Raw genomic sequence first — 19,753 nt, forward strand, 5'->3', positions numbered from 1 at the left:
GTGTCAGCCTCAAAGAGCAGCATTGCTACCGGCAATGAGGTTAGGAAACCGGGACCAATAACCTGCCGGAGGTTAACGGGCAAATGAGCGGCTTCAGAGTGAAGCCCGGAAGATGCCGAAAGGATGAATTATTGCTCTTTCCTTCCCTAGCTCCCCGATGTAGCACGAATCTGCGGCCCGTTAGCCCTCGTCAGGGTTAGGGGTGCCCCGGCTCGGCCGTTGATCGAAACGTCTGATTTGCCTTCTCTCGACCAGATGTGACGCACCCGAATGGCGTCCGATTCCCCTATCGAATTTGAGCAATTTTTCGAGAAGTTCATCCATGGATTTCCGGGCGGACTCCAGCATGGCATGCAGCTCAAGCAGATTTACACCGACGTGCCTGGCACACGAAGGGCAGGAGAGCTTCGGGCAATACTTCAGCCTGGAAATCGTCTCTTCAAACTTGTTGCCGCAAAAAGGACACCTGATCATGAGCGGCTCTGAATCAAAATCGAGTGCCATGGTGATCTCACTTGTGATCGAATTTATGTGGAGGCGCTACCTTAGCCTGCTTCCGGCCGGACTTCAACCAGCGACTGGGCGGAAACACAGCCATCCGCCACCAGTTTTTCATGGAACTGCGAAGGTCTGCCCGCGCAGGTTCCAGCGGGCGGACGCAAGCGTCGGCGTTGAACCCGCTTTTCCTCATTGAATCCAGCAAGAATCGTTACCTTATTTGGTAGAGGCTTCGCAAAATCCCGGACACTTGGCGCCTTCTTCCTGGGGATCGCATTTGTCCTTGGGGTCATCCACGCAAATCATGCCGCCGGGGCATGTGAGACCGTTAGGTCCGGCACACGGCCGTTTGACACCTGTTTCAGCTCCGGCTACGCAAAATCCAGGGCACTTGGCGCCATCCTTGGTGGGATCGCACTTGTCCGAGGTGTCATCCACACAGTTCATGCCGCCAGGACATAGCAGCCCGTTGGGTCCGGCGCAGGGCTGTTTGACGTCGCCCGTTGTCGTGCCGGCTACGCAAACTCCCATGCACTTGGCACCATCCTTCGTGGGATCACACTGGTCTGAAGGATCATCCACGCATATTGTCCCGCCGGGACACGTCAGCATATTGGGCCCGCCGCAGGGGCGGTCTGACTTGTATGTGGTCTGGGCATGAACGCCAGCTGTCAAGCCAGCGGTTAAGATAAAGAGCGCCGCAAAGTGCGCAACCGCCCCTAAAATCGAATAAGGTTTCATATGTAACTCCAGTGGATAAGGAAAGAAAAGGGGATTAGATATCTCATCCTTCTGCACGAACACCCTCTTGTTCTTCGTGCATGATTTTATTTTAGTGACTGAGAACTAGTGGTCTGTGCGGTGTCACACTAATGAAGAGTTTGACTATATTGTCGGGACCAACACTCACGCAAGCCCGTTGATATGAAGACGTCATGTATTTTGCCAGGGAGGATCGGGAGGACAGGCTTCAGGGATACACCTCGCGGGGTTCTAATAGAATTGGGACATCTGGCGTTTACGGCCCGCTGAACAACGGCTGCACCGATAATTTTTATAGGGTTGGTTCCATGATGCGCAGACAGGTATTCCGGCTGGTATTTTCAGCGGGCGTCTTGTAAGATATTCGTGTGATCGCATGGCTTATTATGTTAAGGGCATTACCAGAATGAATGATGACTGGAGTGACGAAGAGCTGAAAGCTTTGGTCGAAGCTTATATCGAGATGCAACGCAACGAGCGGGCAGGCCAGATTTTCACAAAAAATCCGTACTACAAGAATCTGGCGCAGACGTTTGGCCGAAGCGAAAAGATATATGAAAATAGCATGCGGAATATTTCGTATGTGCTCTCGCTCATGGGGCGAAGCTGGCTGACGGGTCTCAAGCCGGAAAAAGCGATTGATGCCGGTGTTGCAGGCAGGATCGAGAAATTAGTGGGGGAGATTGAGCGACAAAGGACGTTGCCCATTGCCGCTTTCGAGATTGCGGTGCGTGAGAAAGCCAAGGAAGAAAACCTTGCCGTGCCGGGCGGGAATCCCTATCCCAAATCGAGGCGTGTGCCGGTTACGCAATTTCGACGAAACGCCGCAGTAAAGGCATGGGTTTTACAGCAAGCCGCCGGAATTTGCGAAAGCTGCGAGAAGCCCGCACCCTTTAACGGCGCAGATGGCACACCTTATCTTGAATTGCATTATGTCCGGCAATTGGCGGAGGGCGGGCCTGACACGGTGTCCAATGCGGTTGCCCTGTGCCCTAATTGCCATCGGGAAATACATTATGGTGCCAGCGCCCAGGCATTGCTCGCATGGCTCTATGATAATGTGGCCAGATTGATCCGGGTGTAACGCCGTAACCGCGGGGATGCCGTAAGCAGGGGCGAGCGGTTGTATTCGACTTTTATCGGCTGATGGGATTGATAACGCCATGCGGCGCAATGCGCTTCGCTTATTGTCGCCCTACACTTGGGTTGGGTAAGGTAGAGTTCTTCAGGTCGGCTTAACCAGGGAGACATTTTATGACGATCACGCTTAATCATACTATTGTGCCTGCGCACGACAAGGTCGAATCGGCCAGGTTTTATTCAAGGATATTCGGTTTCAAATATGTCGGCGAGTTTTCCCGATTTATTGTAGTGAAAGTAAACGATACGCTTTCTCTGGATTTCGATACCAACGACAAATACGAGACCCATCACTACGCGTTTAAAGTGCCGGAACAGGAGTTCGATGAGATTTTCGAGCGCTTGAAAGCGGAGAATATCAAGTATGGCAGCGGTCCCTTCGAACCGGAGAATATGCGTATCAATCATAACGACGGCGGGCGGGGCGTCTATTTCCGCGATCCCGGCGGCCATCTCCTGGAAATGCTGACCGTTGACTATAAGATGCCCTGAACGATATATCAGCTGACGTTCGGACAACAGTTAGTACTCATACAGTAGCGGCAGTACGATGAGTGGCGCCAAGTGCAATCTGCCCTTCGTCCTTGCTTCATTTCATAAATCCGCTGTTACTTCGTGAGCCTATAACCATTTACAAAAAGTGGTTTTCGTGCTAGAAATAATCGTGTCAGCCCGCGAAAGTTTGCATATCTGCGGCAGCCGGGGCTGTAAAGCATAATGCAAGGCTGCCGAGCTACGGACGACGCTGGTTGCGCGTATTCCACTTTGCGCATGACCGAGGAGGTTCATATGAAAGCCATACATCCAGTGCTTCTTTCCTTACTGATTGCTGCCAGTTTCTCTTCCCCCGCGGGAGCCGGAGAGCCTAATGTCGCAGTTTTTGGAAATGAGCACTCTAAAGGTAAAATCGATAAGAGTCATACGGGCGGCAATTCGGCGGCAATGCCGAGTGGGGAGTGCCCCCCGAAATCGGCGCATGAAAAAAATGCGCAGCATACCGGATCACAGCATACCGATGCACAACATACCGGAGTGCTAACAGAGTGACGCAGTCATTCATATTCGTGGCAATTCAATAACCGGTTTTGTGGCAGTGCGCCCTTGCATCCGCCATCCGGTGCATGGGCGCTTTTTTTTAACCAGATAATCCATTAGGGCGGGTAGGCTCGCAGAGCCGACTAATGGATTATCTGGATTTATGCCTCATCCAATCTTATTCCATCTCATCCAGCAGTAATCTCGACAGGGAGTTCGCTTTCGTATAAGGTTCATCTCCAGCAAATCCGAGAATCTCGAACCAATACGGGAAGAGTGCGGGGGTGTATTGCGCCATGACACCCGTGTCGCTGCGCGCACGATACGGTGTGTGGAATACCTGGATGTATTGCCGCGTTTCAGGAAAACAATGTGTTCCGATTGGAAATCTTTATGAAAAATAGCCTGTGGATTGCGGGCTTGCTCGGCATTGTTGCGCTTGCCGGCTGCAGCAGCGTGCCGGAAAGGGGGGCGCCAAGGATCACATCCGTCCCCGGCGCGAAGGTAGACCTTGGCAATACCGCGCTGGTGAAGGAAAACCTGTATGCGCAATACAGTGACTGGAAAAATACCAGGTACCGGATGGGCGGCTTAAGCAGGAACGGCATTGATTGCTCCGGTTTTGTTTACGTGACATTCAAATCGAAGCTGGGCGTGGTGCTGCCAAGATCGACGGAGTTCCAGGCGGAGCTGGGCGAGAGCATCGGCAAAAGCCAGTTACGGGCGGGCGACCTCGTTTTTTTCAAGACTGGGGGATCTGGGCGGCATGTTGGGGTTTATCTGGAGGACGGCAAGTTCCTGCATGCGTCCACCAGCCAGGGCGTCATGATTTCCGGATTGGACGAGAACTACTGGAAGTCCGCGTATTGGAAGGCAAAAAGACTGGAAGTCGATGTGCCTTCGTAAATGACGCCCCCTGCCGCTTTATCCTGATAGCTGGCTGGATGCTCCAGGTATGCCACGCTTGTTAACACTTCCCAATTGATCTTGCAAATATGCTCGATGCGCTATTTCCGCGGCCTGCCGGGAATTATTACACTTTTGCATTACCCGTTTTGCCAGACTCGGATAAGGAGTTGTTTTGGCGTAACAAATAAGATTCTTAGTGAATGGCATACAAGTTGCTTGATACAATGTACAGCTTGGTTATCTGACTCTGGGGGAGAATCACAAGTAATGCGGACGCAACATGTCATTAACATAGTCGGAATGACTCTTTTTATGCTGGCAGGATGCCAGGGCACCCCCACCTCCATACCGGTACCGCAAACTTTCGCGGCTCCATTAAAAACGGAGGTGGGAGAAATCACCAAAAAGACGGCGAAGGAGTACTCGGCCTGCGTCTGGTCGAACGCCGAAAAGATGAGGGCGGGTTCGGCTGATTCCCGCCTGGTTGTGGATACCGCGGTGAGTTCATGCAAAAAGGGCGTTCAGCGATTACAGCTGGCATTGGTTGTCGATAAAACAGACCCTCTTTTCGCAAGGTCATATGTGGACACGATAGTGGAAAACGCAAGAACAGAAGCAATGGTGCTTGTTCTTAAAGGCAACGCGAAAGACGCGAAAGATAGGGACGCAAAACAGCGGTAGGCTGACTCGTCTCCGGATGCGTTTGTCGGGGGGCGGTCGATTATTTCTTGCTTGGGTCAGGAGGGTTGGCGGGGTTTGACGGTAAGGACCGGGCAGGAAGCGTGCCTGACGACATATTCCGCGATGCTCCCCAACGTTAAATGATTCCACCCGGTATAGCCATGCGTGCCGAGAATGAGCAGATCGGCGTTGTGTTCGGCGGCGACGCTGACAATGACTTTCCCGGTGCGGCCTTCGACGAAAATCGTCTCGACCTGCATGCCCAGCGACTCTGCCAGCTCATCAAGCGATTCTTTTCCTCTCTGGCGGGTCTTTTCGAGGCTGGCGTCCACCCATTCTTCGAAGCCGGGCGTGTAATAGTAGGGCGAGGGAACCATCCACCCGCTCGGTTCAAACACATGCAGGAGCTTGAGTTCCACTTTGAGTGACTGAGCCATCCATACGGCATAGCGAACCGCGTCCTGGGAGGCTTCTGAGAAATCGGTAGCCAGGATGATCTTGCGTATGAGTGGGTCCATGGGTGCGCTCCTTATTCAGAAAATTTCATGATATCGGCTTACATGTAAAGCCTTTACGTGGATACTCTGTTCGCTGCCAACGATATTTTTTTCTTTATGCAGGCACATTACCTTACACCTGCTTCCCTTTACCCTGTCATTCCCGCGAAAGCGGGAATCCATGGGTTTTCGGTTGCACGAATTCACCTACTCCCGCGAGATGACGGACTGTTGCAGTCAGTGCCTGGATTCCCGCTTTCGCGGGAATGACGAAGCTTTGTAGATGGGTAAAGCGCAGGGTAACCCATCAAAACCGCTGGCGCGACTGCAATTTAGTGAAACACAATGATGGGCTGCGCTCGCTCTACCTATCTTATGGAAATCAAATCGAGGGACATGATTTACCGGTCCGGGATAAACTTCAGGACATTGCCGTTGATGCAATAGCGCTTGAAGCCGGGAGCCGGGCCGTCATTGAATACGTGCCCGAGGTGAATGCCGGAGCTTGCGCTGCGCACTTCGACACGCGCCATTCCATGGGAACCGTCCTGATGCAGGGTCGTGGCGCCTTCAGGCGATTCGAAAAAACTGGGCCAGCCTGTTCCGCTCTCGAATTTGGTATTGCTGAGAAAAAGCGTCGCACCCGTGATGGGGTCGACAAATCTCCCCGGGCGCTTTTCGTCAAGATTGGGCGCGGTGAAGGGAGGCTCGGTGCCTTGCTGGAAGGCAATTTTTTGCTGTTCGGGCGACAGCAATTGGAAGCCCAGCCATTTCCAGAAATTCGACTTCTCGCCGTTATAGCCGGTGTAACGGGTAACCTCTTTGCCATACTTGAACAGCACTACGGTAGGCGCCGCAACCAAGGGCTTTTCCAATTCCCAGCCAGCGGGGGGGTTGGCGCTTATTGTCGCGGCGACGGGAATTTCGGCTTGCCAATGACTCAGTATGTCTTTTTCGAATAGTTTGCAAAATTCGCAATTCTCAACTTCGAACACGATTAATTGTTGAGCGAAATTGAGCTCGCTGTCATCCAGGGTTTTGAGGGGATCGAGGGAGTTAATGGGTTTGGCCGCAATATCGGCGGAAGCGCTATCCTGCGCAACCTCCCGGCTTGATTCGGGATATTTCACTCCGGTGCCGCCAAGCCCGCAGTAACCGCCGGGATTCTTCTTCAGGTAGTTCTGATGATAGTCCTCGGCGGTGATGTAATTTTTCAACGGTAAAATTTCGGTGGTAATCCTGCCAAAGCCGGCAGCATCAAGCGCTCCCTGGTATGCTGCCTGGGTTGCCAGCGCCGTGCTTTTTTGTGCCGGGTCATGATAATAAATGGCGCTGCGGTAATTGCTGCCGATATCGTTACCCTGGCGATCGCCCTGGGTGGGATTATGGCTTTCCCAGAAGTTGCTTAAAATCTCCTGCAGCGTTACCTGGTCCGGATTGAAAGTGACCTTCACCACTTCCGCATGGTTGCGGACGCCGGTTCTGCCGATGCGAAGCGCTCTTTCATGATTCAGGATTTCCTGGTAGCCAACGCCCGGGAGATCGCCGCCCGCATAGCCGCTTTCCACCTCGATCACTCCAGGAATTTCACCCATGCGTTTTTCAGCACCCCAGAAGCAGCCCATGCCCAGGACGATAAAATCTGTTTTCTGACTCTTTGCCACGGTTTTCTCCATTGCGTATGCTCCTTGCGCGATAGCGCGGCACATTTCAGGGCGTCTACAAATCAATCCCGCCGATCGTGGATTCGGGCGAGAGCGCTAATCTATGTGTCTATGTTACTTGCTTTTTGCGACCATGGGAGCAGCTCATTTCGCACGTCAATAAATGGTCAAAAAATATTATCAGATGATATTATGCAGGGAAAGTCTAGCCACGCGTGAAACTCTGCCTCATCAAGACTTGGGAGAGGCGTGCAAGATTGCGGCGCGGCATTTGCGATAAACGAAGGCCCTGCATTTACCGGTATTCGCAAACACTTCTCGCCTCGATGGGTAAATAAACGGTTTTACTATTTGCCTGTATCCGCCTTTATCTGCACGTACCACACGCTATCCATCCCATTTATTGATGTTTCCGCGCTTTGATTCAAAGGCTGGGCGATGCTTGCCATCGTCCGCCCGCCCAGGAGAATAATATCAGCACACCATGTCGCTAACCTGGATTGTCATTCTGCCGTTTGCGGGCAGTCTCTGTGCCGCATTCCTGCCATCCCACGCGCGCAATACCGCAGCCTGGCTGGCAGGCGGAGTTGCACTCGCCTGCGTCGCCCTGACGTTCCAGTTTTACCCGCAGATGATGGGCGGCGCCGTGGTGCGTGACGTGGTCCAGTGGGCGCCGTCGCTGGGCCTCGACTTCACGTTTCGCATGGATGGTTTCGCATGGCTGTTTGCCATGCTGGTGACCGTGATGGGCGCGCTGGTGATCCTGTACGCGCGGTATTACATGGCGCCGCAAGATCCGGTGCCACGTTTTTTCTCTTTTTTCCTGGCCTTCATGGGCGCCATGCTCGGCGTGGTGCTGTCGGGCAACCTGATTCAGCTGGTGGTGTTCTGGGAGTTGACCAGCCTGACCTCATTCATGCTTATCGCATACTGGTATCACCGTGCCGACGCGCGCCGCGGGGCTCGCATGGCGCTGACAGTCACGGCCGGGGGCGGCTTATGCCTGCTCGCGGGCGTGCTGATATTGGGGCGCATCGTGGGCAGTTACGACCTGGATGCCGTGCTGGCGTCGGGTGAGCTGGTCCGCGCGCATTCCTGGTATCTGCCGGCGCTGATTCTGATTGCATTGGGAGCGCTGACCAAGAGCGCCCAATTCCCATTTCATTTCTGGCTGCCGCACGCGATGGCGGCGCCAACGCCGGTATCGGTCTATCTGCATTCCGCAACCATGGTCAAGGCGGGGGTGTTCCTGCTGGTGCGGCTCTGGCCCGTGCTTGCCGGCACCGACGCCTGGTTCTGGATCATCGGCAGCGCGGGCCTTTCCTCGCTGGTCCTGGGCGCATACATGGCAATCTTTCAGCGGGACATGAAGGGCGTGCTGGCGTACTCGACCATCAGCCATCTGGGCCTGATTACGCTGCTGCTTGGCCTGAACAGCGCGCTTGCGTTGATCGCCGCCATTTTTCATATTGTGAACCACGCCACGTTCAAGGCGTCGCTGTTCATGGCGGCGGGCATGGTCGACCACGAAACCGGCACGCGCGATCTGTCGCGGCTGAGCGGCCTGTACCGTGCGATGCCTCTGACCGCCACGCTTGCCACCGTGGGGGCCGCGGCGATGGCTGGGGTGCCGTTGCTCAATGGCTTCATCTCGAAAGAGATGTTTTTCACCGAGACGATATTCATCAGCGGCAACTTGATCACGCGCCTCGGTTTGCCCGCCATGGCTGTGATCTGGGGGATATTCAGCGTTGCGTATTCGCTGCGTTTTATCCTGCAAGTATTTTTTGGGCCGTCAGCCCGGGATTTGCCGAGAAATCCGCATGAGCCGCCACGGTGGATGCTGCTGCCCAGCGCGCTGCTGGTGGCGGCCTGCCTGGTGGTTGGCATGGTTCCCGCGAAAACCATAGAGCCATATCTGGACGTGGCATCGCTGTCCGTGCTGGGGGCAGACATGCCCCTCCACAGCCTGGCGGTATGGCATGGCGTAAGTTTGCCGCTGATCATGAGCCTGCTGGCGATGGCTGGCGGCGTCCTGCTGTACCGGGCGCTTGGAAAATATCAGCAGGGCACCGCAGTGGTGCCACTGGTCGACCGGTTCCATCTGGACGGCAAGCGCATTTTTGAATTCCTTCTCGAAAAGCTTGACGTATCGGCCAGAGGGCTGACGCAGTGGCTGTCGACAGAGCGCCTGCAAGTGCAGTTGCTGCTTCTGATTTGTGCGGCATTCGCGAGCGCGCTGATACCGTTATCGCATGGAGGGCTTCCTGAGGGCGACATGTCCGTGGCGGCAATCGATCCGGCCTTCGCCATGATGTGGCTGGTTGGCGCGGTTTGCGCGATCGCCGCCGCAGCCCAGGCCAAGTATCACCGTCTGGCGGCATTGAGCCTGTCGGGCGCGGCGGGACTGGCTACCTGCATGACGTTCGTCTGGTTTTCAGCGCCCGATCTTGCGCTGACGCAACTCGTGGTGGAGGTGGTGACGCTCGTGTTGATCCTGCTTGGGTTGCGTTGGCTTCCACCGCGTTATAAATCTATCGACGACGATGCGCGTTCGCTTGGGGCGCGTATCCGCGCCAGAAGCCGGCGGCTGCGAGACCTGGGGCTGGCGATTGTTGCCGGCGCCGGAATGACCATACTCAGCTTTGCGGTGCTGACGCGGCAGGCCGGGGAGGGCATTTCGCCGTTCTTCATCGAGAATTCCCTGCTGTTGGCCGGCGGCGCCAATGTGATCAATGTGATCCTGGTCGATTTTCGCGGTTTCGATACGCTGGGCGAGATTACTGTGCTGGGCATCGTGGCGCTGACCGTGTTCGCGCTTTTGCGACGGTTCCGCCCCGCGCCCGAGAGCATGGGATTGACGCCCCAGCAGCAAGAGCAGGATGCGCAAACCGGCCGCTCGCCGCCCGACCCGCACGCGTTGCTGCCAGTTGGACCGATGATGCTGCCGGCGGTGATCGTGCAACTGCTGCTGCCGGTTGCGGGCATGGTAGCGGTCTTTTTTCTGCTGCGCGGGCACAATGAACCCGGAGGCGGATTTGTCGCCGGGCTGATCGTGACGACGGCGGTTATCCTGCAATACCTGGTAGGCGGTACGGCCTGGGCGGAATCGCGCACCCGCATTCATCCACAGTACTGGATCGCCCTGGGGCTGTTATGCGCGGCGGGGGCAGGCGTGTCGGCATGGCTGGCGCCACGGCAGTTTCTGTCGGCCCTGACGTGGCACACGACGCTGCCGGTGATCGGCGAGTTGCACCTTTCCACCGTGCTGCTGTTCGATCTGGGCGTATTTCTTTTAGTGGTCGGCGCAGCGGTGCTGATCCTGGTGGCGCTGGCGCACCAATCACGACGCGGACATCGCAAGGCAGCTCCTACCCACGTAGAACCAAAATACGAGGTGGCGCCAGGCGAAATGCCATCCACACCGGCCACGGCCTACGCTCTGGTTCAGCCCAACAAGGGGGATTGATGGAAGTTGTCTACGCACTGGCTATTGGAGTGTTGACCGGATCGGGTGTGTGGCTGCTGCTGCGGCCACGCACCTTTCAGGTCATCATGGGCCTCTCTCTGCTATCGTACGCGGTCAATCTGTTCATTTTCGGGATGGGACGATTGACGGTTGGAAGCGCACCCATTATCGACGCTATCAAGCAAACCGATCCATCTCTTTACGACGATCCTGTACCGCAGGCGCTGGTGCTGACGGCAATCGTGATCGGCTTCGCCACCACCGCGCTGTTTCTGGTCGTGCTGCTGGCTTCTCGCGGCTTGACAGGTACCGATCATGTCGACGGTGAAGATTCCGAACCATGAGCAACTGGTTGCAACATCTTCCCATATTCCCGGTCGTCATCCCTTTGGTGGCGGGCGCGGCGATGTTGCTGTTCGCCGACGCCCGGCGCACGGAACGTACCGTTATTGCCCTTTTTGCCACGCTGGCAAATCTGGCGGCAGCGGCTGCGCTGGTCTATATGGCAAGCGAAGGGATGCCGGAGGTCTGGCCGGGCGGGATTGCGGTCTACCTGCTGGGTGGCTGGCAGGCGCCATTCGGCATCGTGCTGGTGGTGGACCGGTTGGCGGCGGTGATGCTGATGCTGAACGCGGTGCTGGCGTTGACATCGCTGGTGTATGCGCTGGCACGCTGGAAACGGATGGGGCCGCATTTTCAATCGCTATTCCAGTTCCTGGTCATGGGAATAAATGGCGCATTCCTGACCGGCGATCTATTCAATCTGTTCGTATTTGTCGAAGTGTTGCTCGCGGCATCCTATGGGCTCGTGCTGCATGGGCTTGGCGAACCCCGGGTCAAGGCGGGGCTGCACTACATTGCCGTCAATCTGGCGGGATCGTTTGTTTTCCTGATCGGAGTTTCATTGATTTATGGCGTGAGCGGTACGCTGAACATGGCTGATCTCGCCGCTCGGGTGCCAGCGCTGGATGACGGCGACCGTATTCTGTTCGAAACGGGAGCCGCGATCCTGGGCGTGGCGTTTCTGCTCAAGGCGGGAGCGTGGCCATTGAACTTCTGGTTGTCCTCCGCTTATAGCGCCGCGGCTCCACCTGTGGCGGCCGTATTCTCGATCATGACCAAGGTCGGAATTTATGCGCTGTTGCGGCTGGGGTCGCTGCTGTCCGACTCATCCGCAGCGGGTGCGCCGGCTCCATTCAATGACGGGTGGCTGTTCGGCATCGGCCTGGCCACGCTTGCGCTGGGTGCCGCCGGCATGCTGAGCGCGCAGCAACCGCAACGGCTGGCCGCGTATTGTGTCATTGCATCATCCGGTACGTTGCTGGCGGCGCTCGGGCTGGGCGGCGCCGGGATGAAGAGCGCGGCGTTGTTTTACCTGGTCAGCTCGGTTCTGGCTACCGGCGCTTTTTTCATGCTGAGCGAAATGATTGAGCGTACGGAGCGGTTCGGCGAAAACGTGCTGGCGATCACGTTTGAATCATTTGGTCTCGAAGACCCGCTCGATCCCAGCCTTCCTGACGACGTCGTGGGAACTGTCATCCCCGCGGCCATGGCATTTCTGGGCCTGAGTTTCATCGCTTGCGCCCTCCTGGTGACGGGTTTGCCGCCGCTATCGGGCTTCGTCGCCAAATTCATGATTCTTTCGGCATCGCTCGGTACCGCGCCGCTTGAGACGCTGCCCATATCGGTATGGATGCTGTGGGCGGCGATACTGGGATCAAGCCTGACCGCCGTCATCGCCCTGGGTAAAATGGGAGGACGATTATTCTGGAGCTCGGAGGACATCGTGACACCGCGGCTGCATCTTATCGAGGCGGCGCCGGTCGCCGTATTGCTGCTGCTGAGCGTGGCGCTGGCGGTAGGGGCTGGCCCGGCTGCGGATTATCTGGTTCTCGCGGGGCATTCGCTGTCTTCGCCACAAACATACATCGAGGCGGTATTGGGGAGTGCGCTTTCGCCGCCTCCGTCAACCGGAATTGAGGGAAATTGGGGGAATTGAGCGATGAAGCGCTGGCCATCCGTAACGCTGTTTACCGTTACCTTGTTTGTCTTATGGCTCCTGCTCAACAATACGCTGGCGCCTGGGCAGTTGCTGCTGGGCCTGGTGCTGACGGTCGCGGCCGCACTTGCCACCGCCGCGATACGGCCATTACGCGCCCGTCCCCACCATCTGCCGGTGGCGATCAGGCTGTTTTTCGTTGTGCTGCTTGATATCGCCCGCTCCAATATCGCCGTGGCGGACGTTATCCTGGGGCCTGCAAAACGGCGCTTCAATTCGGGCTTCATGAAAATTCCCATTGATTTGCGTGATCCGTACGGGCTCGCGGCGCTGGCCTGTATAATCACTTCGACGCCGGGAACGGTCTGGGCCGGGCTTACGCCTGATGGAAGCACGCTGACTATCCATGTGCTGGATCTGCAGGACGAGGAAACCTGGGTCCGCACCATCAAGGACCGCTACGAACATCCGTTGATAGAGATTTTCGAATGACTACACTGTTACCCTGGGCGGTGTCCTTTGCGCTGATCGCCCTCGCAATCGCCATGCTATGCGCGGCACTCCGGTTGTTGCGTGGACCGGCAGCGGAAGATCGCGTGTTGGCACTTGACACGCTATATGTCAATTGCATGATAGTGACGCTGACGCTGGGCATCCAGTATGGCTCCAGAGTCTATTTTGACATTGCCCTGCTGATTGCATTGTTCGGTTTCGTCGGTTCGGCCGCAATGGCGAAATTCCTGTTGCGTGGAGAGGTGATCGAGCCATGACATTGGTCGATATTCCCTTCTGGGCAGATCTGCTGGCGTCATTGCTGCTGGTGCTGGGTAGCATATTGGCGCTGATCGGTTCGTCCGGCTTGCTGCGGCTGCCTGATTTGTTTGCGCGACTACATGGGCCGACGATGGGCAATACGCTCGGCCTGGGTTGCGTGCTGCTGGCGTCGATAGTGATTGCTTCTGTAGCGGCCGACCGCCTTGTGTTTCAGGAGCTGCTGATCGCGCTGTTTGTGGTGGCAACGTCTCCCGTGACAGCGATGCTGCTGATGCGGGCTGGAATATACCGCAGGCGCGCGGATGGCGACAAGAAAGCGATGCCCCGGCCGGAGGAAAACGCCTAGGAATCCGGTCCCTGAGCTTTGCATGTGTTGTGAAGTCATGCCGAGCTAACCTGGTTAAACACCTCCAACCCCGGCCCACCGAAATATTACCGGCCTTATACCCTGACCGCTATGCTGCCATCAAACGCACTACTATCCATTACGCAACGCCTTGCCCTTGAACTCGCTGCCCAGCCTGCACAGGTCGCCGCCGCCATTGCCCTGCTCGATGAAGGTGCGACGGTGCCGTTTATCGCCCGTTACCGCAAGGAGGCGACGGGCGGGCTGGACGACATTCAGCTGCGCTTACTGGAAGAACGGCTGACCTATCTGCGCGAATTGGAGGACAGGCGCGCGGCAATCATTGCCTCCATCGAAGAGCAGGGCAAAATGACACCAGCCCTGCTGGCTTCGATCACGCAGGCGGAAGACAAGACGCGGCTGGAAGACCTGTACCTGCCCTTCAGGAAAAAGCGCCGCACCAAGGCGCAGGTCGCGCTGGAAGCGGGGTTGCAGCCCCTGGCGGATGCGCTGCTGGCCAACCCGATGCTGCAACCCGAGGAGGAGGCCGTCAAGTATCTCAGGCCTGCTTTCACTACCGATCAGGGCGACAACCCCGGTGTGGAAGACGCCAAGGCCGCGCTTGAGGGCGCGCGGCAAATCCTGATGGAGCATTTTGCCGAAGACGCGACGCTGCTTCAGTGGCTGCGTGAATACCTGCTGGCACATGGCGCGGTGGAGTCAAGGATCATCAAGGGCAAGGAAGAGACGGGGGCAAAGTTTGCCGATTATTTCGACTATGCCGAAACGATTAGCACTGTTCCCTCGCACCGCGCCCTGGCGATGCTGCGCGGCCGCCGCGAAGAAATCCTGCATGTCGGCTTGCGGCTCGATTCCGAAGCGGAAAAACCCAAATGGGACGCGCCGCTCAACCCCTGCGAGACACGTATTGCCGCCCACTTTCGGATCAAGGATCAGGGCAGGCCGGCTGACGCCTGGCTCAGCGATACTGTGCGCTGGACCTGGCGGGTAAAAAGTTTCCCGCACCTGGAGAATGAATTGATGACCGAACTGCGCAAGCGCGCCGAAACCGAGGCCATCAAGGTTTTTGCGCGCAACCTGAAAGCGCTGCTGCTGGCTGCTCCCGCCGGTCCACGTGTCACGATGGGCCTTGATCCCGGCCTCCGTACGGGTGTGAAGGTTGCGGTGGTGGACGCGACCGGCAAGGTGATGGAAACCGCCGTTATTTATCCTCACCAGCCCAGGAACGATTGGAGCGGTTCACTTCGTATTCTGGAAAAACTGGCGGAGAAACACGGTGTGTCGCTGATTTCCATCGGCAACGGCACCGCCTCGCGCGAAACCGACAAGCTGGCAAGAGACTTGATCAAGTCGCGCCCCGACCTCAAGCTGACGTCGATCGTGGTGTCGGAAGCGGGTGCCTCGGTCTATTCCGCCTCCGAGTTCGCCTCGCGCGAATTGCCCGATATGGACGTGTCGCTGCGCGGTGCGGTATCCATCGCACGGCGATTGCAAGACCCGCTGGCGGAATTGGTGAAGGTCGATCCCAAGTCCATCGGCGTCGGCCAATACCAGCACGACGTTGCGCAGACCCAGCTCGCGCGCTCGCTCGATGCCGTGGTGGAGGATTGCGTCAACGCCGTCGGCGTGGATGTCAACATGGCCTCGCCGCTCTTGCTGGAGCGGGTTTCCGGGCTCAACAGCACAGTAGCGCAAAGCATCGTCGCCTATCGCGACGCGAAGGGCATATTCACCTCCCGCGCTGCCTTGCGCCAGGTGCCGCGCCTGGGTGACAAAACATTCGAGCAGGCGGCGGGGTTCCTGCGCATCATGAACGGGGACAATCCGCTGGATGCTTCCGCAGTGCATCCCGAGTCATATCCGCTCGTGGAGAAAATCATCGCCGACCTCAAGCAGGATATCAAGTCGGTTATCGGCAACAGCCAGCTATTGAAGTCGCTCGATCCGGCAAAGTACGCGGACGACAAATACGGCATACCCACCATCAGCGATATCCTGGGCGAACTGGAGAAGCCGGGGCGCGACCCGCGCCCCGAATTCACCACCGCGACCTTCAAGGAGGGCGTGAACGAGATGAAGGACCTGCGCCCGGATATGATCCTCGAAGGGGTAGTGACTAACGTCGCCGCATTCGGCGCCTTCGTCGATATCGGCGTTCACCAGGATGGGCTGGTGCATATCTCCGCGCTCGCCGACAAGTTCGTGAAAGACCCGCATACCGTAGTCAAGGTAGGGCAGGTAGTGAAGGTCAAGGTGGTGGAGGTTGATGAGAAGCGAAAGCGTATTGCGCTCACCATGCGGTTGGCGGATGCGGCAGGACAGCGAGAGCAGCGGCAGCGGGAGAACAAGCCTGAGCAGCGTGGCGAATCGAGGGGAAAGGAACCTTCACTTCGGACCCAGCTGCAGCAAAAACAAAAACGGGAAGCTGAGCCAGAAAATGCGATGGCTGCCGCTTTTGCAAGGTTAAAAGGTTGATTCGAGGATCAATCGAGTTTGACCCTATTGGTTTTGGTTCTATTGCAGTAGGAGAAGCAGATGAGTTGGGTTTACCTCATTCTCGCCGGGCTGTTCGAGATTGGCTGGCCGGTGGGGCTGAAGATGGCCCAAGAGCCGGAGACGCGCTGGTCTGGACTCGCGGTAGCTATCGGGTTCATGTGTATCAGCGGTTTCTTGCTATGGCTTGCACAGCGTAACATCCCCATTGGAACCGCTTATGCGGTCTGGACAGGTATTGGCGCTGCAGGAACGTTCCTGGTTGGGGTGCTGCATTACGGCGACCCGGCGTCCTTTGCCAGATACATGGGTATCGCGTTGATAATCGCGGGCGTCGTGACGCTCAAACTAGCGCACTAGCCTTCAATTCAACTTGCAATTCCGCGCCTATAGAGGTTGCAGAGGAAACCGCAAAAACAGTGGATCAATGGGGTCAAACAGTGGATCAATGGGGTCAGACTCGATTGATGCGAGTTGTTTGGGCTATCTCTGCCATCTCAAGCTCTCAAAAAGCACCCTATCATCTGATATCAATCGGATATCAATCGAGTCTGACCCCATTGAGCCAATTCGTTGGTGTAGCTATATATGCCCGACCCCGGAGAGGCTTCATTCAAAGTGATCTCATGGGATATGCTTGGGGCAGCGGGACTGCACCATTCGGCGAATGAAGCTGCCGACGTGATGTCTCCTGGAGATCCGAACGAAACCGCGGGGGCGCATTGCCTGGTTGTGAGCAAGTATTTGATAGAGTAGGCGGCAAACTCAATGTGCTATTGGAAACATATTTACATGACCGAAATGTACTACACTGCAAGTCAAGTCATCCTTGGCATGGGCTTGAGGAATAGGTTTGAGACAGTTGCAGCATCTCTTTGGAAAGCCGTTTTGGCAATAGTCCAAAGGCTGTCGGGGAAGAATTATGCTTCTGATATCACTGAGGTACGGAGGATAGCGGGTATGCTGAAGGGGACGCCCATTCGTCCGTCTTGTGCCTCCAATGATCGTCGGTGAGCACGCCTACCGACACTGACGCGGGGAAAACCTCAGCCTCGGCCTCGGGCGCGTGGGCGCCGCTCAGGTTGCCGGTTTTCCGGCTCTTCTGGCTTGCGTCGCTTGGTTCCAACATCGGTACCTGGATCAACGGGACGGCCTCCGGCTGGGTAATGACCGAACTGTCCCCCTCGCCGGTAATGGTGTCCCTGGTACAGGCAGCGGCATCGTTGCCGCTTGTTCTGTTCGCTTTAGGGGCGGGCGCGTTCGCGGATATTATTGATCGCCGCCGCTACCTCATGGCTACGCAAATATGGCTCCTGCTGTCAGCTGCGGCGTTGGCTTTCCTTGCGGCAACCGACAGGCTTGATGCCTGGAATCTCCTTATTCTCACGTTCGCGCTGGGTTCAGGTGCCGCAATGGCGATGCCGGCACTAAGCGCGGTGATTGCCGAGCTGGTGCCCGGAAAGTTGTTGCCTCAGGCCGTTTCGCTCGGTTCGCTATCGATGAACCTGGCACGCTCGATCGGTCCCGCGCTCGGCGGGCTGCTGCTGGCGCAATTTGGCGCCTGGGTTGCCTATACCCTGAATGCGGTCTCGTTTCTCGGCATGTTCCTGATGCTATGGTACTGGCAGCGGCAACCAAGCGAGAATGTATTGCCGCCTGAGCGCTTCATGCAGGCATTGCGCGCCGGGCTGCGCTACGCGCGGCTGGCATCGCAGTTTCGCGCGGTGCTGATTCGGGCGACCGCTTTCATCCTGTTCGCAATGTCTACCTGGGCGCTTCTCCCCTTGATCGCACGACATGAGCTTGCGGGCAATTCGGGTACTTACGGGCTTCTGCTGACTTTTGTCGGTATCGGCGCCGTGGCCGCCGCGGTTCTTTTGCCGCGGTTACGGGCTTACACCACGCCGGATAGCCTGGTACTCGGGGCGACCATCATCTACGCGGCCACGACTTTATGTCTTGCAGCGCTAAATAGCGAAATCATGGCATATGGGGTGATGACTATTTGCGGTGCAGCCTGGATCAGCGTTCTATCGACGCTTCAGCTGGCTGCCCAGATCTCGGTCCCCGCCTGGGTTCGCGGGCGCGCGTTGTCCCTTTATCTCATGGTATTCGCTGCCGGCATGACTTTCGGCAGCCTGCTGTGGGGGTGGATTGCTGCCCAGGCCGGAACTCCCGCCGCGCTGGCTATCTCAGCCGTAGCGGCCATATTGGCCGCATTGGCTGTTCGCGGCTTCAGCCTCGGGAAGTACGAAGCGCCCGATCTCTCCCCATCCAATCACTGGCCCCATCCCTCCTCAGTGGAAGAATTGGAAAAGGATCGGGGGCCCGTGCTGGTGACAATAGAGTACGAGATTGCGCTGGATCAACGCGAAGCATTTCTGAATGCGATACGGTTGCTCGGTACTGTACGCCGGCGAGATGGGGCATTTGCCTGGGGCATCTTCGAGGACATCTCGGCACCGGGCCGATATATCGAGTTATTCCAGCATGACTCATGGCTCGATCACCTGCGCCAGCATACTCGCGTCACGCGGGAAGATCAGCGCGTTCAGGAGAACGTGGAACGCTTCCACATTGGCGTCAGTGCGCCCAAAGTCTCCCATTTCGTCGGCGGGGCGCCGGCAGCATTTTCCTTATACAACCCGACGGTAACAGGCTCATGATAGGGATAGCTGTACTCGCCGGCTGAGGCACATCGTCCTCGCAGCCCGGAAAGTTGATTCAAGATTCAATCGAGTCTGACCCTATTGGTTCTGCACAGCCCGGAAAGGTGATTCAAGATCCAATCGAGTCTGACCCTATTGGTTCCAACCCTATTGGTTCCAGAATATCGGCCCACAGGCAAGTTTCTACAAAAGCCGGCGAATAATTTCCTTCGATATTGGTTCATCGGGAAAGCGGGCGATAAGCTCATTCAATTCGCTCAGCAGAGCATCTCGCCGCGGCAGGTCGTCCTCCGCCTTGGCGTGGTTGAGGGTGTTGAAGAGGCCCTTGGCCAGTTGTTCCCGCACCGCCGCGTCATCCGGATACTGCGCCGCCAGCGCCCGCAGCGCTTCCAGCAGGGCATCGCGCCGCGGCAGGTCGTCCTCCGCCTTGGCGTCGCTGAGGGTGTTGAAGAGGCCCATAGCCAGTTGTTCCCGGACCGCCGCCTCATCCGGATACTGCGCCGCCAGCGCCCGCAGCGCTTCCAGCAGGGCATCGCGCCGCGGCAGGTCTTCCTCCGCCTTGGCGTCGCTGAGGGTGTTGAAGAGGCCCATGGCCAGTGGTTCCCGCACCGCCGCGTCATCCGGATATTGCGCCGCCAGCGCCCGCAGCGCTTCCAGCAGGGCATCGCGCCGCGGCAGGTCGTCCTCCGCCTTGGCGTGGTTGAGGGTGTTGAAGAGGCCCTTGGCCAGTTGTTCCCGCACCGCCGCGTCATCCGGATACTGCGCCGCCAGCGCCCGCAGCGCTTCCAGCAGGGCA

At 57.2% G+C, this 19,753-nt stretch carries 19 protein-coding genes; 14 read left to right on the plus strand and 5 right to left on the minus strand.

What is annotated here, in order from left to right; all coding sequences use genetic code 11:
• Nucleotides 1-180: 180 nt before the first annotated feature.
• A complete protein-coding gene (locus tag BLP45_RS02245) occupies nucleotides 181-504 on the minus strand; it encodes a hypothetical protein (RefSeq protein ID WP_090369334.1) in 324 nt (107 codons plus the stop codon).
• Nucleotides 505-714: 210 nt separating this feature from the next.
• Nucleotides 715-1,239: a hypothetical protein gene (locus BLP45_RS02250; RefSeq protein WP_090369336.1), complete on the minus strand. Its 525-nt coding sequence runs from the start codon at nucleotides 1,237-1,239 to the stop codon at nucleotides 715-717.
• Nucleotides 1,240-1,636: 397 nt separating this feature from the next.
• Between BLP45_RS02250 and BLP45_RS02260 the strand changes: the two genes are divergently transcribed.
• The 4 genes from BLP45_RS02260 to BLP45_RS02280 all read left to right on the plus strand — a co-directional run bounded on the left by BLP45_RS02260 (nucleotide 1,637) and on the right by BLP45_RS02280 (nucleotide 5,025).
• Complete coding sequence (locus BLP45_RS02260; RefSeq protein ID WP_256327634.1) at nucleotides 1,637-2,344, plus strand: HNH endonuclease; 708 nt, start codon at nucleotides 1,637-1,639, stop codon at nucleotides 2,342-2,344.
• 170 nt (nucleotides 2,345-2,514) lie between these two features.
• A complete protein-coding gene (locus tag BLP45_RS02265; protein WP_090369339.1) occupies nucleotides 2,515-2,892 on the plus strand; it encodes a VOC family protein in 378 nt (125 codons plus the stop codon).
• A gap of 936 nt (nucleotides 2,893-3,828) precedes the next feature.
• A complete protein-coding gene (locus BLP45_RS02275) occupies nucleotides 3,829-4,341 on the plus strand; it encodes an NlpC/P60 family protein (protein WP_090369438.1) in 513 nt (170 codons plus the stop codon).
• Between the two features lie 315 nt (nucleotides 4,342-4,656).
• A complete protein-coding gene (locus BLP45_RS02280) occupies nucleotides 4,657-5,025 on the plus strand; it encodes a hypothetical protein (protein WP_143002373.1) in 369 nt (122 codons plus the stop codon).
• 56 nt (nucleotides 5,026-5,081) lie between these two features.
• Here the strand turns inward: BLP45_RS02280 and BLP45_RS02285 are convergent, their stop codons facing one another.
• Together BLP45_RS02285 and msrA are read right to left on the minus strand one after the other, a co-directional pair.
• Nucleotides 5,082-5,543 carry a universal stress protein gene (locus BLP45_RS02285; protein WP_090369344.1) on the minus strand — a complete coding sequence of 154 codons (462 nt, stop codon included), beginning with the start codon at nucleotides 5,541-5,543 and terminating at the stop codon, nucleotides 5,082-5,084.
• 380 nt (nucleotides 5,544-5,923) lie between these two features.
• Nucleotides 5,924-7,231 carry a peptide-methionine (S)-S-oxide reductase MsrA gene (gene msrA / locus BLP45_RS02290; RefSeq protein WP_090369345.1) on the minus strand — a complete coding sequence of 436 codons (1,308 nt, stop codon included), beginning with the start codon at nucleotides 7,229-7,231 and terminating at the stop codon, nucleotides 5,924-5,926.
• Nucleotides 7,232-7,670: 439 nt separating this feature from the next.
• Here msrA and BLP45_RS02295 point away from each other — a divergent pair, with 439 nt between their 5' ends.
• From BLP45_RS02295 to BLP45_RS02340, 10 genes are all read left to right on the plus strand, one after another.
• Complete coding sequence (locus BLP45_RS02295; RefSeq protein WP_090369347.1) at nucleotides 7,671-10,655, plus strand: monovalent cation/H+ antiporter subunit A; 2,985 nt, start codon at nucleotides 7,671-7,673, stop codon at nucleotides 10,653-10,655.
• Nucleotides 10,655-10,999, plus strand: coding sequence for a Na+/H+ antiporter subunit C (locus BLP45_RS02300; RefSeq protein ID WP_090369349.1), 345 nt, complete (start codon nucleotides 10,655-10,657; stop codon nucleotides 10,997-10,999). The genes BLP45_RS02295 and BLP45_RS02300 overlap by 1 nt, the downstream gene beginning before the upstream one ends.
• Entirely contained in the window at nucleotides 10,996-12,654 is a 1,659-nt protein-coding gene (locus tag BLP45_RS02305) for a monovalent cation/H+ antiporter subunit D (RefSeq protein ID WP_090369350.1), read from the plus strand. Before BLP45_RS02300 ends, BLP45_RS02305 begins: the two co-directional genes overlap by 4 nt.
• Nucleotides 12,655-12,657: 3 nt before the next feature.
• On the plus strand, nucleotides 12,658-13,146 hold the full coding sequence (locus BLP45_RS02310) for a Na+/H+ antiporter subunit E (RefSeq protein WP_090369352.1): 489 nt from the start codon (nucleotides 12,658-12,660) through the stop codon (nucleotides 13,144-13,146).
• Nucleotides 13,143-13,424 (plus strand): K+/H+ antiporter subunit F, encoded by a 282-nt coding sequence (locus BLP45_RS02315; RefSeq protein ID WP_090369354.1) that lies wholly within the window; start codon nucleotides 13,143-13,145, stop codon nucleotides 13,422-13,424. The genes BLP45_RS02310 and BLP45_RS02315 overlap by 4 nt, the downstream gene beginning before the upstream one ends.
• The gene (gene mnhG, locus BLP45_RS02320; RefSeq protein WP_090369356.1) at nucleotides 13,421-13,774 is read left to right on the plus strand and encodes a monovalent cation/H(+) antiporter subunit G; all 354 of its coding nucleotides are present in this window, start codon (nucleotides 13,421-13,423) and stop codon (nucleotides 13,772-13,774) included. Before BLP45_RS02315 ends, mnhG begins: the two co-directional genes overlap by 4 nt.
• Nucleotides 13,775-13,885: 111 nt before the next feature.
• Nucleotides 13,886-16,270, plus strand: coding sequence for a Tex family protein (locus BLP45_RS02325; protein WP_090369358.1), 2,385 nt, complete (start codon nucleotides 13,886-13,888; stop codon nucleotides 16,268-16,270).
• 60 nt (nucleotides 16,271-16,330) lie between these two features.
• On the plus strand, nucleotides 16,331-16,648 hold the full coding sequence (locus BLP45_RS02330; RefSeq protein ID WP_090369360.1) for a DMT family transporter: 318 nt from the start codon (nucleotides 16,331-16,333) through the stop codon (nucleotides 16,646-16,648).
• A gap of 228 nt (nucleotides 16,649-16,876) precedes the next feature.
• Entirely contained in the window at nucleotides 16,877-17,044 is a 168-nt protein-coding gene (locus BLP45_RS14530) for a hypothetical protein (protein ID WP_176754630.1), read from the plus strand.
• 254 nt (nucleotides 17,045-17,298) lie between these two features.
• Nucleotides 17,299-18,954 (plus strand): MFS transporter, encoded by a 1,656-nt coding sequence (locus BLP45_RS02340; RefSeq protein WP_090369364.1) that lies wholly within the window; start codon nucleotides 17,299-17,301, stop codon nucleotides 18,952-18,954.
• A gap of 186 nt (nucleotides 18,955-19,140) precedes the next feature.
• On the opposite strand, the gene BLP45_RS14535 is transcribed toward BLP45_RS02340, so the two are convergent.
• A partial coding sequence (locus tag BLP45_RS14535; protein ID WP_218117924.1) for a hypothetical protein occupies nucleotides 19,141-19,753 on the minus strand: 613 nt, incomplete at its 5' end.

The organism is Nitrosospira sp. Nl5 (assembly GCF_900102495.1).
GTDB lineage: Bacteria > Pseudomonadota > Gammaproteobacteria > Burkholderiales > Nitrosomonadaceae > Nitrosospira.